The organism is Bradyrhizobium sp. B124 (assembly GCF_038967635.1).
Classification (GTDB): Bacteria; Pseudomonadota; Alphaproteobacteria; order Rhizobiales; family Xanthobacteraceae; genus Bradyrhizobium.
Map to the genome: position 1 here is coordinate 7,871,048 of NZ_CP152413.1, position 20,542 is coordinate 7,891,589.

Below are 20,542 nucleotides of genomic sequence, written 5' to 3' on the forward strand. Positions count from 1 at the left end.
TCGCCACGAGCGCACAGCGCCGTTAGGCGCGTCTTCTCGGTGGGACACGTGGCCCCTACGTTCGTTTATCATCTATCAGCGTTCTTCGGCCGAAAGTGTTACTGACAAAAACCCTCGCATTCTCCTGATGCAGCGCACGAATTCGGCTGCGCGAGGTGCTAAATCAATGAAATTGAGCTCTGATAGCCCGGTAATAATTCCGTGAAGACAGAACCTCTGCCGACCCCAAGTCGCAGAATCAAACGCAGGTAGGGAAGGAATGCACCATTTGGTCAACCGCATGCGCCTTATGCAGGCCTATCCCCGCGATCTCGACCGCGCGCGCGAGAAGCTGCAATCCATCAAGAAAGAACATCGTAGTCTGGTCGTCGGCCGCGCCGCAGTCGCGGGAGATGCGCCCGGACAGGAGGGGGGGCGGTCGATGCCAGGTACGAACACCGCCTTTGTGAGGTTTTCCGACGTTCAGAAGACCTACGACGGCGAAACGCTGGTCGTCAAGAACCTCAACCTAGACATCGCCCGGGGTGAGTTCCTGACGATGCTGGGGCCCTCCGGTTCCGGTAAGACGACGACCCTCATGATGCTTGCCGGCTTCGAGGTGCCCACCCGAGGCTCGATCTTGCTGGAGGGGCGCTCGATCGACGCCATGCCACCGCATAAGCGCGACATTGGGATGGTGTTCCAGAACTACGCGCTTTTTCCGCATATGACCGTGGAGGAGAACCTTGCCTTCCCGCTCAAGGTACGCAAGCTCGGCAAGGCCGAGATCGAGCCCAGGATCAAGCGGGCGCTCGACATGGTCCGGCTTGCTGCCTATGGCGGGCGCCGTCCCGGTCAGCTTTCCGGCGGCCAGCAGCAGCGCGTCGCGCTGGCCCGCGCCCTCGTCTTCGATCCCAAGCTCGTGCTGATGGACGAGCCGCTCGGCGCGCTGGACAAGCAGCTACGCGAGCAGATGCAGCTCGAGATTAAGCATATTCACGAGGATCTCGGCGTCACCTTGGTCTATGTGACGCATGACCAGGGTGAGGCGCTAACCATGTCGGACCGCATAGCAGTGTTCAATGACGGAGTGATCCAGCAGCTCGCCGCGCCCGCCGAGCTGTATGAGCATCCGCAGAGCGCGTTCGTCGCCCAGTTCATCGGTGAGAGCAATCAACTACACGGCAAGGTCGTGGCGATCAACGGCACGACCTGCAAGGTGGAGATTCCGGGCGCTGGAAACGTGCAGGCGCTAGCTATCAATGTCGAGGCGGTCGGTCGGCCGACCGTGTTGTCGTTGCGGCCGGAGCGGGTGAAGCTGAACCCGGCGCCCGGCGCGCTGCCCAACATCTTCAGTGCGCGGGTAGCGGAGGTGATCTATCTGGGCGACCACGTGCGTGCCTGCGTCTCGGTCTGCGGCCATGATGACTTTGTGATTAAGCTGCCGAACTCGGAAGGTGTGGTGCAGCTCGAGCCGGGCACGGCGATCTCCATCGGCTGGAAAACAGAGGATTGTCGGGCGCTCGACACGTGATGAGGGGATGGCCCGAGGCTGGGCTGCAAAGGCGGCTGGTCGCGATTTCGGCAGGGCTGTACTGATCCTGAGATGGCATAACATACCAGAGGGAGGGAGAGCACACGATGAGGGCTACGTTAAGGACGATGAGGAAGACGCTATTGATGATCGCGGGCACGATCGGCTTGGCGCTGGGGGGGCTTGCACCGGCGCAACTCGCCTTTGCGGCCGGTCAGTTGACGATCGTCTCCTATGGAGGGTCTTATCAGAAGGCCCTGCATAGCGCTGTTCTCGAGCCGTTCGCGACGTCGACTGGGATTAAGGTCACTGAAGACGAGTTCAACGGCGAGATCGCCAAGATCCGAGCCATGGTCAAGTCCAAGAGCGTGAGCTGGGACGTGGTCGACCTCGCCGCGGGCCAGGCCGTACAGCTCTGCGCAGAAGGCACCGTTGAGACGATCGACTGGAAGAAGCTAGGCCAGCTAGGCTTGGACCGGTCCAAGTTGATGAACAGCGACAAGTATGACTGCGGTATGCCTTACGTCATCTCTACTTCAGTCATCGCCTACGACAAGGACAAGTTGCCGAACGGCCCAAAGACTATCGCCGACTTTTTCGACACGCAGAAATTCCCCGGCAAGCGCGGACTGCGAAAGCTTCCCCGAGGTAGTCTCGAACGGGCGCTGATCGCCGACGGCGTGCCCGTCAGCGACGTTTACAAGGTCCTGAGCACGCCCGAGGGCGTCGACCGCGCCTTCAAGAAGCTCGACACGATTAAGAAGGACATCGTCTGGTGGACGGCCGGCGCCCAGCCGCCGCAGCTTCTTGCTGATGGTCAGGTCATCATGACCACGATCTATAACAGCCCCGTCTATGATGCAAACAAGAACTCCGGCAAGCACTTCGAGATCATGTGGGACGCCCAGCTATTGGAGACCGGCATCTGGGCGATTCCCGAGGGCAGCCCGCATAGGGACGACGCCTACAGATTCCTCGCCTTTGCCGGTTCGCCCCAGCCGCAGGCCGACATGACGCGCTACGTACCCTACGGGCCCACCCATAGGGACGCGATCCCGCTCGTCGATCCGGCGATGCTGTCCTACCTCCCGACTGCGCCCAACCATATGAGCAATGCCTTTGAGACTGACTCCGCCTTCTGGGCTGACAAGGAAGACGAGCTGGGCCAGCGCTTTACTGCCTGGCTCGCGAAGTAGACCAAGGAACAGCGGAGGGCTTCCGCTTTCCCCGTCGCCTCGGATGGACGAACTGAGAGAAAGAGAGAAATCGATGGCGATGATGACCGTCCAAATCGCCGGCAGTCCCGACGGCATGCCGCTGCGGATCAGGCTGCAGCGGATCGAGCGCCGGCGCAAGCTGAGGGCTTTCACCCTTGTCCTGCCGCTTCTGCTGTTTGTCCTGATCGCTTTCGTCTTGCCGATCGGCCGAATGCTATTCAACGCGGTCCGTGATGATACGTTCTTGATGCTCATGCCCCGAACCACGGCAGCGCTAAGCAGTTGGGACGGCAAGGACCTACCCGACGAGAGCGCCTATGCCGCTCTCGCCGAAGACCTCAAGCAGGCTTGGGCGCAGAAGACCACGAGCGCGATTGGCAAACGAATGAACTATGAGCTGCCCGGCGTGGGCAGCCAAGTCACGTCGAGCGCCCGAAAGGCGAGCACGCTTTCCGAGGGCCCCTACAAGGGGGCGCTGATCGAGATCAATCCGCTCTGGGGTCATCACGACGTCTGGAGCCTGCTCAAGCGCGAAAGCTCGGCTTATACAACCTATTACTTGCTGCGTTCGGTCGATTACCAATATGGCCCGGACTACCAGATCGTCCGCTCGCCGCCGGAGAACGCGATTTTCCAAGATATTTTCCTGCGCACGATTGGCATTAGCATCGGCGTGACCGTCACGACCCTACTGCTGGGCTTCCCGGTAGCCTATCTCCTGGCGACACTGCCGTCCAGGTCCAGCAATCTGCTGATGATCTTGGTCGTGCTGCCGTTCTGGACCTCGCTGCTGGTGCGCACCACGGCTTGGGTCGTGCTCCTGCAGCAGCACGGCGTTGTCAACGACGTGCTAATGGCGCTGCACATTATATCGGAGCCGGCTCAGCTCATCTTCAACCGAGTCGGCACAGTGGTAGCAATGACCCATATCCAGTTGCCCTTCACATTGCTGCCGATCTACAGCGTGATGAAGACGATCTCCCCGAGCCATGTCCGCGCCGCCCGCTCGCTCGGCGCTGGCCCATTCTACGCCTTCTGGAAGGTCTACTTTCCCCAGACCCTGCCGGGAATCGCCGCCGGCTGCCTACTAACCTTCATCCTGTGCCTGGGCTACTACATCACCCCCGCGCTCGTCGGCGGGCCGAACGACCAGATGGTCAGCTATTTCGTCGCCCACTATACGAACGAGGAGCTCAACTGGGGCATGGCCTCGGCACTTGGCGCCATCCTGTTTACCGCAACCCTGCTGCTTTACTATGTCTTCAACAAGCTGGTCGGCGTCGACCGGATCAAGATGGGGTGAGAACAATGACCACCTCCGCATATGCCTCTCCGATGGAGAAGGGCTGGTTTTTAATGCACCGGCTCATCTGCGGGGCAGTGCTTCTGTTTCTGATCGCGCCGATCCTTGTGATCATCCCACTGTCGTTCAATTCCGTGCCTTTTTTCACCTATCCGATGCCAGGGCTGTCGTTGCGTTGGTATGAGGAGTTCTTCTTGACCAGCCGGTGGCAGGGCGCGCTGCACAATTCGCTCTTCGTCGCCGTATCGGTCACATTGCTGTCGACCGCGCTGGGCACGCTTGCCGCACTCGGGCTCAGTCGCCCGAACTTCCCCTGGCGCACGGCGGTGATGAGTCTGTTGATTTCGCCCATGATTGTCCCGCTCATAATCACCGCGGTGGCCCTGTATTTCTTTTATGCCGATGCCGGGCTGCTCAACACCTATACGGGACTTATCCTGGCACACACGACGCTGGCCACGCCCTTTGTCGTCATCACTGTGACCGCAACCCTAACGGGTTTCGACCACTCGCTGACCCGTGCAGCCGCCGGACTCGGCGGGCCGCCGATCACCGTCTTCTTCAAGATCATCTTGCCGCTCATTCTGCCGGGCATGATCTCCGGCGCGCTCTTCGCCTTCGGCACGTCCTTCGATGAAGTGGTGCTCGCCCTCTTCGTCGCCGGCGTCCAGCAACGGACCTTGCCCAGGGTTATGTTTTCCGGCATTCGTGAGGAGATCAGTCCGACCATTCTTGCCGCCGCCACCGTGCTGATCCTGTTCTCCATTACCATGTTGACTACGGTCGAGCTGCTGCGGCGCCGCTCGGAGCGCCTGCGTGGCATCCGTAACACCTGATGCTTCCCGTCGCATGCAGAGTGCCTTATGCTATCAGACTGTTCAAAATGGTAGCCCGGACAGTTCATGTAGCCTGTGTCGGTATGAAGCGGTCCGGGCGCGGAAATTACAATTAGTGTCCTGAACCAGAAGCTCGCAGCATCGCGTCGTGTTTTGCTGCGCCTGATCTTCTTGTCGGTGAGGAGCGCGAGGAAGCGCTCGACCTGATTGAGCCATGACGAGCTGGTCGGGGTCAGGTGCACGTGCCAACGCGGGGCTTTTAGCCAGCCATCTGCGGATCCGTGGGGTCTTGTGATGACGTAATAGTCCATGACGAGATGGACGTCGAGGTCGGGCGGCACGGCGGGCTCGATCTCATCGAGGAACTTGCGGATTTCGGCGGCGCGGCGGCGTCCATAGCGCTTGCCGATGACCCGTCCGGTCGCAATGTCGAGGGCCGCAAACAGCGATACGCTGGGATCGGCGGTCCGCCCTTTCGTGCAAAGATTGCGAGGGTTGCTCGGAGGACCGTGCCGAGCCTCATGCACGGAGGACGGACCATGCGGAAGTATAGCGAAGTATTCGTCGGATTTGATGCATCTAAGAAGAGGCATGCGCTGGCGGTAGCGGAGGGCAGCCGAGAAGGAGAGGTTCGGTACCTCGGCGAGATCGATATTTCGCCGGCGACTGGCGAGAAGGTAATCGGCAAACTCGCGGCATGCTTTATGAAGCTCCACGTCTGCTACGAAGCCGGCCCCACGGGATATGGGCTGCACCGCCAGATCAAAGGCCTCGGACACGATTGTGCGGTCGTTGCGCCATCGCTTACGCCAAAGAAGCCTGGCGACCGCGTTAAGACTAATCGACGTGATGCCGTCACGTTGGCGCGGTTGCATCGAGCGGGCGAACTGACCTCGGTATAGGTGCCAGATGCGGTCCATGAAGCTGTTCGTGACCTGAAGCGAGCGCGCGAGTCAGCGGCGGACGATCTGCGCAAAAAGCGGCAGCAATTGGTGGCTTTCCTGCTCCGTCATGGTCGGATCTTTACTGAACTTAAACATTGGACACGCGTTCATTCGCCTTGGCTTGCGCAGCAAAGCTTCGAGCATCCGGCGAAGCAAATCGTCTTTCAAGATGCTATCAACGCGATCGAGGACGCGTCGGGCGATTACACGGTCTCGACCAGCGGTCGTCCCCAGCTGGTCAATGGCGCCTGTCGTCGCGGCATATCAGGCAATGCGTGGCGTGTCCTTTCTCGTGGCCATCACATTCGTGGCGGAGATTGGCGACGTGCGTCGGTTCGACGACCCTCGCCAACTCATGTCATTCCTCGGCCTCGTGCCGTCAGCCGCCTTTCTTTGGGCCATCGGCCAGGAGGTGTATCCGCTTACCGGAGGCGGCGGGCAATCATCCAACTGCACAGCGCCGGGGATGGGGCCGCGGAAGGGAACCCCTGGCTAGACTACGTGGCCGAGCTCCGCTCGACGCCCGCCACAATATGCCGGGTCAGCCCTGAGCCGAAACACGGAAGGCGGCAACCAATCCGCGAATAAGAGTCTGATCGACCGTCGTCTTGAGCGCCCCATCTCTGCTCTGTGCAGCTTCACTTACACAAAGCCGGGCGTCACCCCTACGTCCGAACTTTGCTCATGCTTCAATAGCATTGACTATGGACATAAGAGTCTAGCGCTTTGCGGCCTGGTTCGCGCCGAAGAATGAATTAGGAGCGGCGGGGGGAGGGCTTGGGTTCCTCGCCGCCTCGAACGGACGATTGAGCAGAGGATTCGATGGTGACGATGGCCGTCCAATCGCTGGCAGTCCGACGGCATGCCGCTGCTGATCCGCTGCAGCGTATCGAGCGCCGGCGCAAGATGAAGGCTTTCACAGTTTTTCTGCCGCTCCTGCTGTTCATCCTGATCGCCTTCGTCCTGCCGATCGGCCGGATGCTGTTCAACGCGATGCATGACGATACGCTGCTCATGCTAATGCCGCAAACTACGGCAGCAGCAAGCGTTTAGGACGACGAGACCTGCCCGCCTAAAATCAGAGGTGTTCCCCCTCGAGGACAAGCCCGCCAGACTGGTGACCGGGTGGGTGGTGATCAGCGTTGATGGCGCGTGAATGACCCTTGGAACTTTGAAGCACTTCTCTCACAGCGGGCAGCAAAGCTTGCCGCCGCGCGAGGCCCATGTCCAAACACCTCGTTGTACTCAACATCACATGCCTCGTTCGTGGCGAGGTTGGATGTTTTTAGGAGGATAGATGAAATCCTCTGAGCCTTTAGGCCCCTGCCTCCGCTGTTCGACGGTTTTGATTTTCTTCTCTCCCACAAACTGCAATCGGCTCAGACATTTGGCTGCTATGTCGGGTGGCACGACAGATGAACATTGTGCATCTTAGATACCAAAAATATCTCTTTTCTTTCTTTTCCGCCGCCCTTATCGCTTCGCATACAGCCCTCGAACTGCAGTTCTGTAGGTCCGAAATCGCTGTGCAATTTTGATCGAAGCTAGAACGAGCCTGAGGGGAAATGCACCAGGGCGACGACGCCGCGAAAGTAGAAACCGGAGCTATGTCTCCTACGAGTGACATCCCAATAAGGAAAAGGAAACAGCGCTATGGGAGATTCAATGCGAGCCCGGACGCCGGTCGACCGTGACAAGCTTGACAGCGTACAGGGCCGGATGGGATTCGCCCGGCGCTCGCCCGACGAGAAGGCCTTGGCGGTGGTCGCTCCGTCACCTGGATATGACTTTCCCAAAGTCGTCTATGACGTTACTATTCGTAACATGCGGCCGGTGGTGGACGAACTTTCCTTTGAGAAGGAAGGCTTCATTATCCTGCGGCACGAGCTGTCCTGTCTGAATGAACGCGACCCGGATCTCCTGAGCAAGAAGTACCTGGAGGAGATGGTTCCATTGCTTAAGGATTACTTCAAGGCGTCATGGGTGCAGACCGCGGACCTCGGCGGAATTAACTTGCGTTCTCTCGGAGGGGAGGGCTTCTTCACTCGCCCGACGGACGACACCAAATCCGGTATCAGGAAGACCGGAACCAGTCATGCCCACATCGATTACTCGCCGGTCGGGGGGCCGATGATCGCTGCGCGGGACTGCCAGCTGCAGGGCATCGAGATCCGGGCGTATTCCCGCCTGATGATCATCCAGGCGTGGCAGGCTCTTTCGCCGCCGCCGCAGGACCACCCCCTCACTTTCTGCGATGCCGGCTCAATCGAGGCCGGCGACTTGGTCGAAGTCGACTACCGAGGCCATGGCGTGACGCACAAGTCATGGGCCCTTCGCCACAATCCTTCGCATCGCTGGTACTATCTGCCTGACATGACACACGACGAGATTTACCTGTTCAAAGGCTACGATTCCGCGGACCATCACCACCGATGGTCTGCTCATTCGACATTCGAAAATCGCGGCGCCTATCCCGACGCCAAGCCGCGCGCCAGTATCGAGAGCCGGTTCTTCGTGTATTACGAATGACGTTTGGCAGCTTTGGGACAGGAAGACTGTGGATGGTTGTAACTCCTTTCTTCCTGATCGTCGCGATCCCTTGATCGCTCGCGGCAAGGCGCAAAGGCATAGTCCGAAGCGGGGTGCCAAGAGTGGCGCGATGAATCAGGCTGCGGCGCGTGTCCACGGTAGAGTAGAAGCGTAGCCGTTGGTCGCCGGAGTGATCTAGCCGCGTTATTGGCAGTGGCCAGATGAAACTTGCCGGTGCCCCACCCGCCGAGCAGCACGACATTCTGCGCAGTCTCGATGAAGGCGCGCCGGCCAGCCGCCTCAACAGCTCGCGCTCAGCGACGAATCCTCGAACTCGAAGCCGGCCAGATCGCGATAGCGCGGCGTGGTCCGTGGCGTCGACGCGTAGCATCGGGTCCATCAGCCAGCGGCCGCCTTGCTCGCTGAGCTCCGCTCACGTGACCACCATGCCGTGCAATCACAGCGCCTTCAGCTGCGTGATGACGCCTCCGAAAAATGCTCGGTCTCCTCAAATCGTCGCAGCCGATCGTAACGCACGGGGTCGCAACCCGGCGCCGTCAGCAATGCCAGGCGCGTGTCGGCTGCCGCCGGGACGGCTGCGCGTTCAGCCGCGCCAGCGCATTGACCACATGCCCGACGCTCACGCGTCCGGACGGTGGCGCTTCCTGCGCCGGCTGCGCGGTCATCACTACAGCTTCGAGGCCAGCTCCAGACCAGCGTCAGCACGCGCCATGAGGCAAGCGCCGCCGTTTTCGCGCAGCAAACTGCGCAGCGCTTCGGTCAGCTCCGCGAGCAGTGTGCCGCTGGCGCGGCGCCCCGGGCTTGAGGGCGCCAGCGGCATCTAGTGCTGCCGTGGCGCGTACGGCCCTTTCGGTCAGGCAGCTCTTGCTGCGCCACTGCCACCGATGGTTCGATGCGGTCGTAGTAAATGAAACGCGTCTAGGCCCTGAGAGAGCGCGAGAGGACGGGCCGGATGGCCGTCGGCGAGCTTGATCTTTTTGGCTGATGAGAGCCTGTTTGGCGCAAGGACAGGCATCGATCTTCGGCGAGCGGCCAGCTGCTGCCGCACCAGACGGCGTTCCTTCGTACGCATACGACGAAGCTTACGATTACCCACATTTTGAGTCAGAGTTTCGCGCCCGTTGCGATATCGATGAATCGCGATAATCCGCGCCACATGATCAGATTCCCTGGTGGCGGATCGTTGGCGCGGGCGAGATAGCCGCCGAGCCTGGCGATCTTGATGAGATAATGCGACAATGTCTTTCGTTGTGTGCTGACTGTCTTCTTGTCTTTGACGAGCCGATCAAGCAATTGGATTTCAGCTTTGGTCAGCACAAATTCCGGTGAGGCATTTGGCGCTGAACGATTGAGCATCGTCATCCAAAAAATGCGCCAGCTCACGATGCAGAATACCGAGATCAGATTCGTCAATCGCTGAGCAGTCCGCAGTTGCGAGTCCTCTGCCCTACATCCGGATTTGAGTATCTTGTGGAAGACCTCGATCTTCCATCGCAGGGAATACCATTCGAGTTTCTCGATCGCATCCCCGCGCGATTGCACCGGAAGATCGGTCAGGAGTTTCCATTCAATCTTCTTTCTGTTCTTTGGCGCTCCTCTTTCGTCAGCGTGGATCACTGTCAAAGTCAAAGCTGGATACCGCGACTGCTTGCCTATCGGTGGTAGAATACGGATTTTACGATACCGGATTTCAAGAACAGCCTGGTCTGGATTGCCCTTGCTATCCTGGACTTCGATCCGATGGAGACCTTTGACCACGACCTCGTCCATTATCGTTGCAACGGTATGGTCGCCATCGCCTGCCAGGCGATTGACACAGGTCCTTACCAAGAAGTGCGTTCCAACCTCTTGGGCGGCGCAAAACAATTCATAAATATCGGCCTCACGATCACCGATATGGATGCACTGCGATGGCTCCTCGAAAAGCTCCGTGGATTGCTTGAGGTTCTCCAGCCACCGAATGCTCTCCTTGGTTTCAATGGGGATCCGTGTCAGGTTGACCTCGCGCCTGAGCGCAGCGACCCCTCTGAATTTCTTTCTGGTCCAGAACTTCACGGCGCTGAGCCCCAGTGGAAGCCCCTCGAGGGTCACCGCAAGGCTCGAATGCATCAATATTCCGCATGTCGTGTATGTTTGGGGTTTTCCGTCCAATCTTCGAGAGTTGCTTTTGGGGATACGCTTAATCATCCCGATCAGATCCGGGCGCTCTCTTTGATAGGTGAATTCGGTCGTATCATGCAGGACAAGAACAGGCCCTTTCGCGGCCGCGATACGTTCCCGCGTCGATTTAAAATGACCAGACAGGATGTCGGCCTCGCTTACTCGTTCATTGGAGAAGAAACGATAGGCCGCCTTGGTGTTCGCCCAGTCTTGGCAAACCATCGGAATGCTCTGTCCGATGTCTCCACCAATCTGCTTCAGCAGCATGCGAAATCTCTCGCCAAGTCGAGCGTCCTGGAATTCGCACAGCGCAGCTTCGCGGTCAAACCAGGTCACCGCGTCAGACCCCAACCGATGCGCCTTCTCATCCCGGGCGCGTGAAGTCAGTCCCATAGAGCACCTCTTCTCGAATCAGGTGCCCATCAAAGAATCACAAGCGATTCTGGCGACTCAAGTTTTTCGACTCACTGCACCTCAAAAAATGTGGGTAATCGTAAGACGACGAAGACCGCCTGATTGACGCATGCGCGCGGGCGCGGCGAGCTCTATGATGGCGTTGCGTGAAGGTCAGGCAGCCTGCTGATCGGCGGACTTGTCAGCTAGGCGCAGGAGCTTCCATTCCCAGGGCAGCAGTTCGTGCAGACGCGATGCGGGAAGATCGGCGATACGGGCGAGGACGTCGGCGAGCCAGGCCTTGGGATCGACGTCGTTGAGGCGACAGGTCGTGATCATCGTCAGCATGATGGCGGCACAGTCGGCGCCACGTTGGCTGCCGGCGAAGGTCTAGTTGCGCCTTCCCAATGCGATGCCTCCCAATGCGCGCTCGGCACAATTGTTGGTCAAGCAGATCCTGCCATCGTCGAGGAAGCGGGCGAAGTCGTCCCAACGCCTGAGCATGTAGTTCATGGGCTTCAGAACCTCGGAGGAGCGCGAGAGGGTTTCGCGCTCACGCAGCAACCAGATGTGCATGTCGTCGAGAAGCGGAGCGCGCGCTCTGGCGGTTGAGCGGGATATGCATGCCGAACTTGTCGAACAGGATCGTCGCCAGCAATTGTGGGCCGATGAAGCCGCGCGGCGTGGCATGGAACGGCGCAGGCGGCTGGCTGATCTTCTCGCAATCGCGGCAGGTGAACTTCTCGCGCACTGTCTCGATGACCTTGAAGCGACGCGGGATCTCCTCCAGCGTCTTGGTCACATCCTCGCCGACCTTCGCCAGCCGCGATCCGCCGCAGCAGGCGCAGCTTGTCGGAGCGTCAATGACGACGCGCTCGTGTTCGATGTCGTCCGGCCAAGGCTTGCGCACCGGCCGCTTGCGCGTGAAGGGGCGGACGTTCTGCGTCTTCGCCGCTGCGGCCTGCGCCGCAAGCTCATCCTCGCTCGCCGTGGCGACGAGGTCTTCGAGCTGCAGTTCCAACTGCTCGAGCAGCAGCGCCGTGCGCTCGGAGCGCTGCCCGTACAGTTCGCGTTTGAGCTTCTCGATCCGCAGCTCGAGATGCGCGACCAGCGCCTCGTTGTCCGACAGCTCCGCCCGCGCACTGGCAGCCACCGCCTCGGCTCGCAGCCGCGCCTCACGCTCGGCCTGCAGCGCCGCCAGGGCACTGACAAGGTCCGATGGAAGATCGTCCGGCTTTGATATCACGAAGCCATTGAATCAGATCAAGCAGCACCTGTAAAACGACTAACCGACCCGCGTCGGACGCCGGGTTTCTTGAGGGTTGCGCCAATCGATCCCGGACAACGAGGGCATCGGGAGATAGTTCGAGCAGGTGGCGCGATTTAGGCTCAAAGGACGACATATGCTGATGATGGTGCAACGACGGCGCGAAGAGGATCATGTAAAGTAAGAGCCCACTCGATGCAGCCTTGCTGCGCAAGAGATGAGGGTAGGTCCACGGACTTGGATTACAGGATCGGGGTCCAAACCACCGCAAGCTGCTCGCTTCAATGACTGGCTTGGTGAGCGTTACGGAAAATGCGGGTAAACCGTCAGGTTCGTGCTGGCAAGGCAAACGCAAGTGAATCGTTGACGACGTGTCGAAAGCGTGGGGACGTCGCCCAAGCGAGCCTCCAGTCGTTGACTTGGAATGAAGCTCAGAGGAGGCCTGCCGACTGTCCGAGTGGTAACCGAATGGAGGCGGCGTGAGGCCAGTGAGAGGGTCTTGGGTGGAACCTGGAAACCTGTCGCGTCGATCCAAAGGGCGAACTCCAAGTTGCTGACCTATGAAGAGCGGACTACTGATGCGGATACAGGGGCGGACGGGTCTGTACCAGCGAGGAAGCCTTGTAACACGGGTGGAGCAAAGCGACACCACTCTCCAACCACAGACGCTGGCCAACCAGCATCGGATGAGCCGGTGTCTGAGACAAAGCCGTCTGAAATCCGGAAGCGGCTTGTGTGGGAAGCCTACAAGCGGGTGTGAGCGAACCGCGGTGCCGCGGGCGTGGTTGGTGAGATGACTCGCGCGGCGTAGCTGCCACCACAATCCGCCTTTGGTCGCGCTTCCAGGCCGTGCCCTCGCGACATCAGCTGCGACCAGTTCTCACACGCCGCCTCACTCAAGGTGGCCGTCATTGGACGTCGTCAGACGGATACGAGGTTTTCGAGTATGCCGGAGTAGTGACGAGACTCGCCCGAACATGCATGATCGCAAGTTCCGCGCGGATTTCATCAACTTGCGCAGAATGTAAGCTCGAGAAGCACGAAATTGTCGGCGATCAACCTACCTTGTGCACTATATTGGACGTACTAATTGGTGGTTATGTGTCTCATATCGTAACGTTGCGCAGCCGAGGCAACATTGACGCGCGACGGTACGTGAGCCGAGCGAAGAGCTATGACGCAGTGGTGTGTTCCCCGTCACCTTAAGTCGAGTACTTGTGCCTGATCTTTGGCGCTCATAAGAGGAGTACAGTGATGAGGGGGCGTGTTCTTGTAACAGGTGGCTCCTCGGGCATCGGTTGTGCCATAATGTCAAGGCTGGTTCAAGACGGATTCGATTGCGTCAATCTCGACAAAGCTGCACCACTTGAATTGGCCGATCGCTGGGTCCCCGCCGATCTGTCCACTTCCGAAGGAACCATCGAAGGTCTCAAACAAGCTATGTCACATGGGCCGATTGCTCGTCTCGTTAATAACGTGGGGGTCGTACGCCCTGCGTCGATCGAAGATGCGACTTTGAAAGATCTCGAGGCTGTCGTGTCATTGAATATTCGCTGTGCTTTGCAATGCATGCAGACATTGCTGCCCGGGATGAAGCATCTGGGCTTTGGACGCGTGGTAAACATTTCCAGCCGGGCCGCGCTTGGCAAGGAAATGCGCTCTCTTTACGCTGCGACAAAGTCTGGCCTGCACGGGATGACCAAGACGTGGGCGTTGGAGCTGGCACGGCACGGCATAACTGTAAATGCTGTGGGCCCCGGTCCAATAAGAACCGCGCTTTTCGAAGCGGCCAATCCTGACGGAGATCGACGCACGCAGGCTATAATCGACGCTGTCCCAACTCGACGTATGGGTCAACCTGAGGAGGTCGCACACGCTGTTGCAATGTTCCTCGATGAGAGAGCTGGCTTCATTACTGGACAGGTTCTGTATGTCTGCGGCGGAATGACGGTGGGACATGCAGTGTGACAGATAGCAAATAGGGTATGGCAAAACCACGACGCCGCCCCGTGGCGTGCCACTGTAAGTGCGTCCGGAGACCCAATTTTTCATGTAACCTGCTTTGAGCCTTCCTTCGATCAGACCGATGAACCTGTCGTCATCCGCAGTCTTGTGAAGAGGCTGGCGATGCGATATCGGACCACGAGGGGCAAAAACCATGGCGTTGCTGCCAATGAGATGAAGAACCAAAACAGCCTCACGATGCTGCGTCACGCTCAGCACAACTCGTGATACTAGCAAACTGCTAAAAGGACGAAAGATAGCGACAAGACGCCTCCGGTATGCGCGCCGGAGGCTATTGTTTTGTCCAGCTGCCATCTGTCAAGTGTGCGCAAGTGCGCGCTCATGATGATGACGCGCTCGTCGATCGAGGCTCGGGAAATGCCGCTCCACGCATGCCTGACCTTCGGATTGATAAGATGAGCACTATGAGCTGCTGGTGCGCCACGGGCCCGTGTGCATCTTGGAGGGGGCAATGCAGCGCCAAGTCCTTTTATGCGATCGCGGTCTCTGTGGAAAGCCTTGGCTTCTTGATGAAACGCCGTTGAGGCTCGCGCCAGCGACGGTCCGCAAGTGCAGCAGAGAAGGGCGCATGTCGAGCAGATTCCGCGTGGTGGCGCCATCGCTGATCCCAAGGAAGCCGGGCGATCGCGTGAAGACGAACCGCCGGGACGTCGTTTCTCTCGCGCGGCGGTACGCGCCGGCGAGCTGACGGCTGTGTGGGGTCCCGATGAAGGTCACGAAGCGATGCGCGATTTCGTTCGCGCCCGATCGGCAGTGGTTGAGACGCTGCGGATTCACCGGCAGCAGGTAAGCGGTAAGCGGCCGTCAGGCGGCGTGGTTCCATGGCATAAGCGCGTCGATTTCGCTGCTCGGCCAGCCGTTGGCGATACGCTGAAGTGTTAGGCGGGGCCAGGCGAATGGATCGACGTTGTTTATTTTCGCTGTCTGCCGCAGTGTTGCGATGGTTGCCCAGGTTCGTTCGCCGCCGTCGCTGCCCGCGAAGAGGCTATTCTTTCTCGCAATTGTTTGTGGCCTGATGGCGTGTTCGACGTAAGCGTAGCGCCGAGGCCCTTGAGATTGTTTGTGCTTAGATTTGGGAGGATCGCTAGAAGAGTCACCTTCGGCAAGGGTGCTCACAATGGACGACCATTCGGACGACATAAGACGACCGTTGTCGCCGCGTATCGAAGTGTATGCTGGCGTAGGTCGAAAGCGCTGGCCGGATGATTTGAAGGCACAGATTGCGGCGGAAAGCCTCGAGCCGGGTGCGATTGTCACAGATGTCGCCCGCCGCCATGGCTGCCGGCCCCAGCAGGTGCATGACTGGCGCCGTCGAGCGCGTTTGGGCCAGTTGGTGCTGCCGGCTTCGGCGGATACCTTATCGTTTGTGCCTTTGGTACCGGAAACGACGCTACCGGCGGCTGCGGAGCCCTCCGTGTCGCCGGTAGCAGCCGTCGTTAGCATCGTTGGTTTGGATTTGGCTAAGAACGTGTTTCAGGTCCACGGCGCGGGGCAGGATGGAAGGATGGTCCTGCGTAAAGAGCTCAACCGCAGCAGATTGCTCGAGTTTTTCGCCAAGTTGCCAAGGTGTGTGGTTGCGATGGAGGCCTGCGCCAGCGCTCACTATTGGGGACGGGAGATCGGTAAATTGGGGCACGAGGTCCGGCTGATCCATCCCTCCTACGTGAAGCCCTTCGTTAAGCGTCAGAAGAACGATGCAGCGGATGCGGAAGCGATCGCCGAAGCCGCGTCTCGACCAACGATGCGCTTTGTCGGCGTCAAGAGCGCCGAGAAGCAAGCCTCTTCCATGGCATTCAAGGTTCGTGATCTCTTGGTTCGACAGCGTACACAGGCGATTAATGCTTTGCGCGGACATCTTGCGGAATACGGCTTGATCGTTGCTCAGGGCGTGAGACATATCCCCCGCCTGGATGAGCTCTTGGCAGCATATCCGGACCTGCCCGATCTTGCTCGTGGCCTTTGCCAGAATCTCTTGAGGCATGTGGAAGCCCTGTCGCAGCAGATAGCAGAGCTGGAGAAGGGGCTACGGATGCGCGCTCGACAGGACGAGGTCGCCTCTCGCTTAATGACTATTCCTGGGATCGGGGCAATCTGCGCCACAGCGATAGAGGCCTTGGCGCCCTCGGCGAAGACCTTTTCCAAGGGGCGTGATTTTGCGGCCTGGATTGGTCTCACGCCCAAACAGAATTCTTCCGGAGGCAAGGACAGGCTTGGCAAAATCTCCAGGATGGGTCGGCGAGATCTCCGACGCCTCCTTGTGCTTGGTGCGACCGCCGTCGTGCGATGGGCAAGACGATATGGATCGCCAGCAGGATCCTGGCTGGCGAGAATTCTCTCGAAGAAGCCTCCAAAGCTGATTGCGGTCGCTTTAGCGAACAAATTGGCGCGTACCGCTTGGGCCTTGATGGTCCGCGGTGGCGCTTACCAAGCTCCAGCGTCTGGCACTGCGTAGCGCAAGGCCAGAAGCCGAGAGACGTCGGGAAATGTGGTAAGGTCTAACGGAGGATTATGGGCCATCGGTCAGGGACTGGGATTGGAAGAATCAATAAGTGGATGAGTGCCACGAGCACGCATAGCCGAATTGGATCCAATCCACGCATTCCATAAGGGCCCGCGACGTGTCGAGGTCGCATCAAAGAGGCCGGACACACGTCAGCACCCGACCACATGCCTGTTCCGAAGTTAAATTTTGCTTGCATTTAGTGGGGCGTCCACACACGTCCGCCTGCTCACGGCCCTTGCTGACCTGGGCCTTGATCGCAGCGATGCCGGTCTCGATTTCCTCGAAGACAAAGCTCTGCTGTTCATCGTCACCGTTCGCAGAGCCGAGCTTTTCCGATCGTCGGCCGAACCGGGCGCGGTCGAAGGCCTTCAGGATCTGCGTCAGCCGCGCGATGCGCGCATCGGCATCGGCGTTGCGCGCCCTGAGATCGGCGACTTCGCTCTCCAGAGCATCGGCGCGGGCCGCCTTCTCGGCCATGGCAAGTACCATGGCCTTCAGCGTCTCTATGTCATTCGGGAGGCTGAGATCGGGCGGCGGCGTCATTGGCCCGACCCGAGCACATTTTGCCCCGGTTCTCTTGCCCTTTCAGCTCACTGATTCACTTCGCCGCAGCGCTTTTACCCAACAATCTCCGGCGGCTTGACCGCCACGGTCCGGACCCGCTTCCAGTCCATTCCATCCACCAGTGCCATCAACTGCGCAGGATTCATCTGCACCCGATGATGCCCGATCCGCGGCCAGCAGAACTTCGCCTTTTCAAGCCGTTTTAAATAGAGGCACACGCCGGAGCCATTCCACCATACGATCTTTATTCTGTCGGCTCTTTTGGCCCGGAAGACATAAAGCGCACCGTCGAACGGATCTGAGCCCGCATCGCGCACCAGCGCAACAAGGCCATCGATACCCTTGCGGAAGTCGACTGGATGGCTGGCCAGGAACACCTTCACACCAGAGGGGATCATGCCGAACGGACCGCCGGGATCACCCGCTGCAAGTGCGCCTCGTCAACATCCACGCCGGCGCGCACGACCACCTCGCCAATCGCAATTTCGATCACCGCGCCTGCCACAGAAGCCACCACACCCTCGCAACTCGAGGGCCGCGAGCGATAATGCCGCTCGGCCCGAGCATCACGGCGCCAGGCGAACAGCTGCGACGGGTGAATGCCGATCCGGCGGGCGATCGCCGAGACGCTCGCGCCAGGCTCCAGCGCCTCTGTCACAACTTGCGCCTTGAACTCGTCCGACCAGCGTCGGCGAAGCTGACGCGGCGCTCCCTCAAGACGGTCGGCGACCGCTTCGATCATATGGAAGGTTCTAGTTCCAGAACTAGGCGCAGACATAGAAGCTCACATCGGCTCACAAACTCAGCAGCCGATAGCCGATCGCTCACCCACTCCGCCAGACGGCGTCTCTTTGCCGCTGGCGGTAAGCGCCTTCATGCTCAAGCATGGCCGCACCTGTCCCCGCAAAAAGGGCTGGACGATGCGCTATTTGCGTGGCTCCAGGAAGCAGTTCGATCACCCCGCACATCAGATCGCACTACAAGAAATGGTCGAAGCGGTTTGTGTCGCCAGGAACCGGGTCGACCGGCTCGAGCGCACAATCGAAGAGTTCGTCTCGGCCTGGTCTCTGGAGCCACTCGTGCGGGCGCTTCAAACTTTGTGCGGCGTCGATCTGCTCGTCGCAGTGACGATTGCGACCGAGGTTGGTGACGTGAGCCGTTTGAGGCCCGCGTCAACTTCTGGTCACCTCGGCCTGGTGCCAGGCGAACGATTGACGGGAGAATCTGTCAGGCGTGGCGGCATCACCAAGTCCGGCAACTCCGTGTTCGCCACATGTCGGTCGAACGCGCCTCGACATATCGACACCCGCCGAAGATCGGCTAGACAAAGCTATACCGGCTCGAGCAGGCGTCGCCAGCAGTGCGTGAGAAACTGCTTGGGAGGCGCAGAGCCGCTTGACGGCCCGCTGCCGGAAACTAGCTTTGCGCGGCAAACGAACGACGGTGGTCTGCACAGCTATCGCTCGTGAATTGGCCGGGTTCAGTGGGCGGTTGATGCAAGTGCAGAAAGCTTGATTGGGCACCTTCTTATCAACGTGCATGGGCGGAGGCGGAATCACGGCAGAGAGAATGCTCGTCAGACCCTTTGTGGCCGGAAACAGCGCCGACGACCGCAGCGGGATAGGAGCAGACCTCGGACGCACAGTCGGGAATGCGGTACCCAATCCGCGCATCAGAGCTTGATCACCGACGTGCTTTGGTTCCGCCTCCACCTATGCACGACCATCTCTATGAACAGCCGATCGACGATCGGACGGTACTCTGCGTTCTAATCCTTGACAGCGGGCATCAGAGCGCTGTTTTCGGGCCACAGTTTTGAGGTCGTAACGGTGATAGGCCCCTTGAAAAGCGACGATGTAGAGAAAAACCGCGCCAAGCGCTACTCAGCTGCGGGCTTTCTGCAGTCGGGAATACATCTTTTCCGCCTTTGATTGGAGGACGTCTTTATACTTATCTCGGCGCAATCGCGCGCGCAGTTCTTGCCTAGAACTGCCCACGATTTGAAGACTCGCTTTGAGGAGATAGTAGACCTTGGACTTCGAATTGACTGACGCTCAACTGAAATGGCGCGACGAAGTGCGGGCGTTCATTCGTCATAACGTCACGCCAGAACTTCTTCATGAGCGCGACAAGTCTCCGGAGGGCATGTTGCGATATGGTCCCGAAGGCTTGGGGTTTCGCAAGAAGGTGGGGCGGACCGGATGGCACGGCTTGGCATGGCCAAAAGAATATGGCGGCATGGGAAGGGGTGTCATCGAGCAGTACATCTTGGTTAGGGAGCTCGATTACGCCAAAATCAGTCCCCATACGGTCTACGACATGACTGTGACCGTTGTGGCGCCGACGATCATGCGTTATGGCACGGAGCAGAATAAACAGGAATTCTTGCCGGCGATAGCTCGAGGCGAAATTCGCACTGCGTTGGGCTATTCAGAGCCTGATGCTGGAACGGATCTCGCCAGCTTGAGGACGCGAGCGGAGCTCGATGGTGACGAGTGGGTCATCAACGGATCCAAGATCTGGAACAGCTCAGCGCATGGCTCGACCCATCAGTGGCTTCTGGTTCGGACTGATCCGCAGGCGCGAAGGCATGAGGGTATCTCCATCGTTATGGTGCCGATGACGGCAAGGGGCATCGAGGTGCGGCCGCTCATCGCTTGGAGCGACTACCAAACTAATCAGCTGTTCTTTACGGATGTTCGTGTCCCCCGCGGGCACCTGATCGGCGAAGTCAATAAAGGGTGGCAATACATTGTGGGGGCGCTCGATCTTGAGCGCGGCGGGCTCGCGGAAACTGGTGATTTGAAGCGTGAGTTGGACGAATTGATCGAGGCTTGCCGCGCGGTGCGAATCGGCGATGCTTCGCTCATTGATCAGCCGCATGTGGGGCGGCGTCTCGCCGAACTTGATGCCGATGTTGAGGTTGCTCAGCTGTACGGCTTGTACGGGGCGTCATTGCTTGAGGGCGGCGAGGTTCCGTCGACGACATTGACCGCATCAAAGGTATATAGCAGTGAACTGCGTACGAAGATCGCCGACTTCGGGATGCAGATCTTCGGTATTCATGGGCAACTCAGCTGGCGAGACCCGGATGCACCTGGTCGTGGAGCGATGGAGCGACTCTACAGGAGTGCCCCTATGAACCGCTTTGGGGGCGGGACTAACGAGGTGATGAGGGACATCATCGCGCAACGTGGGTATGGAATGCCGACTTACGGAAGATCTAAGCGCAACTGATCTCATGCGCTGTCACGTTTATTTCGAGGA

General features: G+C 59.2%; 14 protein-coding genes and 8 pseudogenes. 13 read left to right on the forward strand and 9 right to left on the reverse strand.

What is annotated here, in order from left to right; genetic code table 11:
- Positions 1-421 precede the first annotated feature (421 nt).
- From AAFG13_RS37140 to AAFG13_RS37155, 4 genes are all read left to right on the forward strand, one after another.
- The gene (locus AAFG13_RS37140; protein ID WP_342713482.1) at positions 422-1,513 is read left to right on the forward strand and encodes an ABC transporter ATP-binding protein; all 1,092 of its coding nucleotides are present in this window, start codon (positions 422-424) and stop codon (positions 1,511-1,513) included.
- Between the two features lie 128 nt (positions 1,514-1,641).
- On the forward strand, positions 1,642-2,709 hold the full coding sequence (locus AAFG13_RS37145) for an ABC transporter substrate-binding protein (RefSeq protein WP_342709975.1): 1,068 nt from the start codon (positions 1,642-1,644) through the stop codon (positions 2,707-2,709).
- A gap of 73 nt (positions 2,710-2,782) precedes the next feature.
- Entirely contained in the window at positions 2,783-4,033 is a 1,251-nt protein-coding gene (locus tag AAFG13_RS37150; protein ID WP_342709976.1) for an ABC transporter permease, read from the forward strand.
- Positions 4,034-4,038: 5 nt separating this feature from the next.
- The gene (locus tag AAFG13_RS37155) at positions 4,039-4,869 is read left to right on the forward strand and encodes an ABC transporter permease (RefSeq protein ID WP_342709977.1); all 831 of its coding nucleotides are present in this window, start codon (positions 4,039-4,041) and stop codon (positions 4,867-4,869) included.
- Positions 4,870-5,090: 221 nt separating this feature from the next.
- Here AAFG13_RS37155 and AAFG13_RS37160 read toward each other — a convergent pair.
- Positions 5,091-5,462, reverse strand: a pseudogene (locus tag AAFG13_RS37160) (hypothetical protein); the annotation flags it as partial.
- On the opposite strand from AAFG13_RS37160, the pseudogene AAFG13_RS37165 reads away from it, so the two are divergent.
- From AAFG13_RS37165 to AAFG13_RS37175, 3 genes and pseudogenes are all read left to right on the forward strand, one after another.
- Positions 5,409-6,195: pseudogene (locus AAFG13_RS37165) on the forward strand (IS110 family transposase); the annotation flags it as partial. The pseudogenes AAFG13_RS37160 and AAFG13_RS37165 sit on opposite strands and share 54 nt — an antisense overlap.
- Before the next feature lie 440 nt (positions 6,196-6,635).
- Positions 6,636-6,866: a hypothetical protein gene (locus tag AAFG13_RS37170; RefSeq protein ID WP_342709978.1), complete on the forward strand. Its 231-nt coding sequence runs from the start codon at positions 6,636-6,638 to the stop codon at positions 6,864-6,866.
- Positions 6,867-7,478: 612 nt separating this feature from the next.
- Entirely contained in the window at positions 7,479-8,342 is an 864-nt protein-coding gene (locus AAFG13_RS37175) for a CmcJ/NvfI family oxidoreductase (protein ID WP_342709979.1), read from the forward strand.
- On the opposite strand, the gene AAFG13_RS37180 is transcribed toward AAFG13_RS37175, so the two are convergent.
- The 4 genes and pseudogenes from AAFG13_RS37180 to AAFG13_RS37195 form a co-directional block, all read right to left on the reverse strand.
- Positions 8,333-8,599: a hypothetical protein gene (locus AAFG13_RS37180; RefSeq protein ID WP_342709980.1), complete on the reverse strand. Its 267-nt coding sequence runs from the start codon at positions 8,597-8,599 to the stop codon at positions 8,333-8,335. The genes AAFG13_RS37175 and AAFG13_RS37180 overlap by 10 nt on opposite strands.
- Before the next feature lie 431 nt (positions 8,600-9,030).
- A complete protein-coding gene (locus AAFG13_RS37185) occupies positions 9,031-9,183 on the reverse strand; it encodes a hypothetical protein (protein WP_342709981.1) in 153 nt (50 codons plus the stop codon).
- A 284-nt stretch (positions 9,184-9,467) separates the two neighbouring features.
- Positions 9,468-10,916 carry an IS4 family transposase gene (locus AAFG13_RS37190; protein WP_342709982.1) on the reverse strand — a complete coding sequence of 483 codons (1,449 nt, stop codon included), beginning with the start codon at positions 10,914-10,916 and terminating at the stop codon, positions 9,468-9,470.
- Positions 10,917-11,090: 174 nt separating this feature from the next.
- Positions 11,091-12,162: pseudogene (locus tag AAFG13_RS37195) on the reverse strand (transposase).
- A 1,275-nt stretch (positions 12,163-13,437) separates the two neighbouring features.
- Between AAFG13_RS37195 and AAFG13_RS37200 the strand changes: the two are divergent.
- Both AAFG13_RS37200 and AAFG13_RS37205 read left to right on the forward strand, forming a co-directional pair.
- Positions 13,438-14,151, forward strand: a complete 714-nt coding sequence (locus tag AAFG13_RS37200) for an SDR family oxidoreductase (RefSeq protein ID WP_342709983.1) — start codon at positions 13,438-13,440, stop codon at positions 14,149-14,151.
- A 643-nt stretch (positions 14,152-14,794) separates the two neighbouring features.
- A pseudogene (locus tag AAFG13_RS37205) lies at positions 14,795-15,000 on the forward strand (IS110 family transposase); the annotation flags it as partial.
- A gap of 12 nt (positions 15,001-15,012) precedes the next feature.
- Here AAFG13_RS37205 and AAFG13_RS37210 read toward each other — a convergent pair.
- Positions 15,013-15,237 (reverse strand): annotated as a pseudogene (locus AAFG13_RS37210) (transposase domain-containing protein); the annotation flags it as partial.
- A gap of 88 nt (positions 15,238-15,325) precedes the next feature.
- Here AAFG13_RS37210 and AAFG13_RS37215 point away from each other — a divergent pair.
- Both AAFG13_RS37215 and AAFG13_RS37220 read left to right on the forward strand, forming a co-directional pair.
- A pseudogene (locus AAFG13_RS37215) lies at positions 15,326-15,544 on the forward strand (transposase); the annotation flags it as partial.
- 78 nt (positions 15,545-15,622) lie between these two features.
- Positions 15,623-16,660, forward strand: coding sequence for an IS110 family transposase (locus AAFG13_RS37220; protein WP_342713483.1), 1,038 nt, complete (start codon positions 15,623-15,625; stop codon positions 16,658-16,660).
- A gap of 282 nt (positions 16,661-16,942) precedes the next feature.
- On the opposite strand, the pseudogene AAFG13_RS37225 reads toward AAFG13_RS37220, so the two are convergent.
- The 3 genes and pseudogenes from AAFG13_RS37225 to AAFG13_RS37235 all read right to left on the reverse strand — a co-directional run.
- A pseudogene (locus AAFG13_RS37225) lies at positions 16,943-17,254 on the reverse strand (transposase); the annotation flags it as partial.
- A gap of 74 nt (positions 17,255-17,328) precedes the next feature.
- Positions 17,329-17,673 (reverse strand): IS66 family insertion sequence element accessory protein TnpB, encoded by a 345-nt coding sequence (gene tnpB, locus AAFG13_RS37230; RefSeq protein ID WP_342709984.1) that lies wholly within the window; start codon positions 17,671-17,673, stop codon positions 17,329-17,331.
- Entirely contained in the window at positions 17,670-18,017 is a 348-nt protein-coding gene (locus AAFG13_RS37235; protein WP_342709985.1) for a transposase, read from the reverse strand. Before AAFG13_RS37235 ends, tnpB begins: the two co-directional genes overlap by 4 nt.
- 121 nt (positions 18,018-18,138) lie before the next feature.
- On the opposite strand from AAFG13_RS37235, the pseudogene AAFG13_RS37240 reads away from it, so the two are divergent.
- Both AAFG13_RS37240 and AAFG13_RS37245 read left to right on the forward strand, forming a co-directional pair.
- Positions 18,139-18,790 (forward strand): annotated as a pseudogene (locus AAFG13_RS37240) (transposase); the annotation flags it as partial.
- Between the two features lie 516 nt (positions 18,791-19,306).
- Positions 19,307-20,512 (forward strand): acyl-CoA dehydrogenase family protein, encoded by a 1,206-nt coding sequence (locus AAFG13_RS37245; RefSeq protein WP_342709986.1) that lies wholly within the window; start codon positions 19,307-19,309, stop codon positions 20,510-20,512.
- The last annotated feature ends 30 nt before the right edge of the window (positions 20,513-20,542 follow it).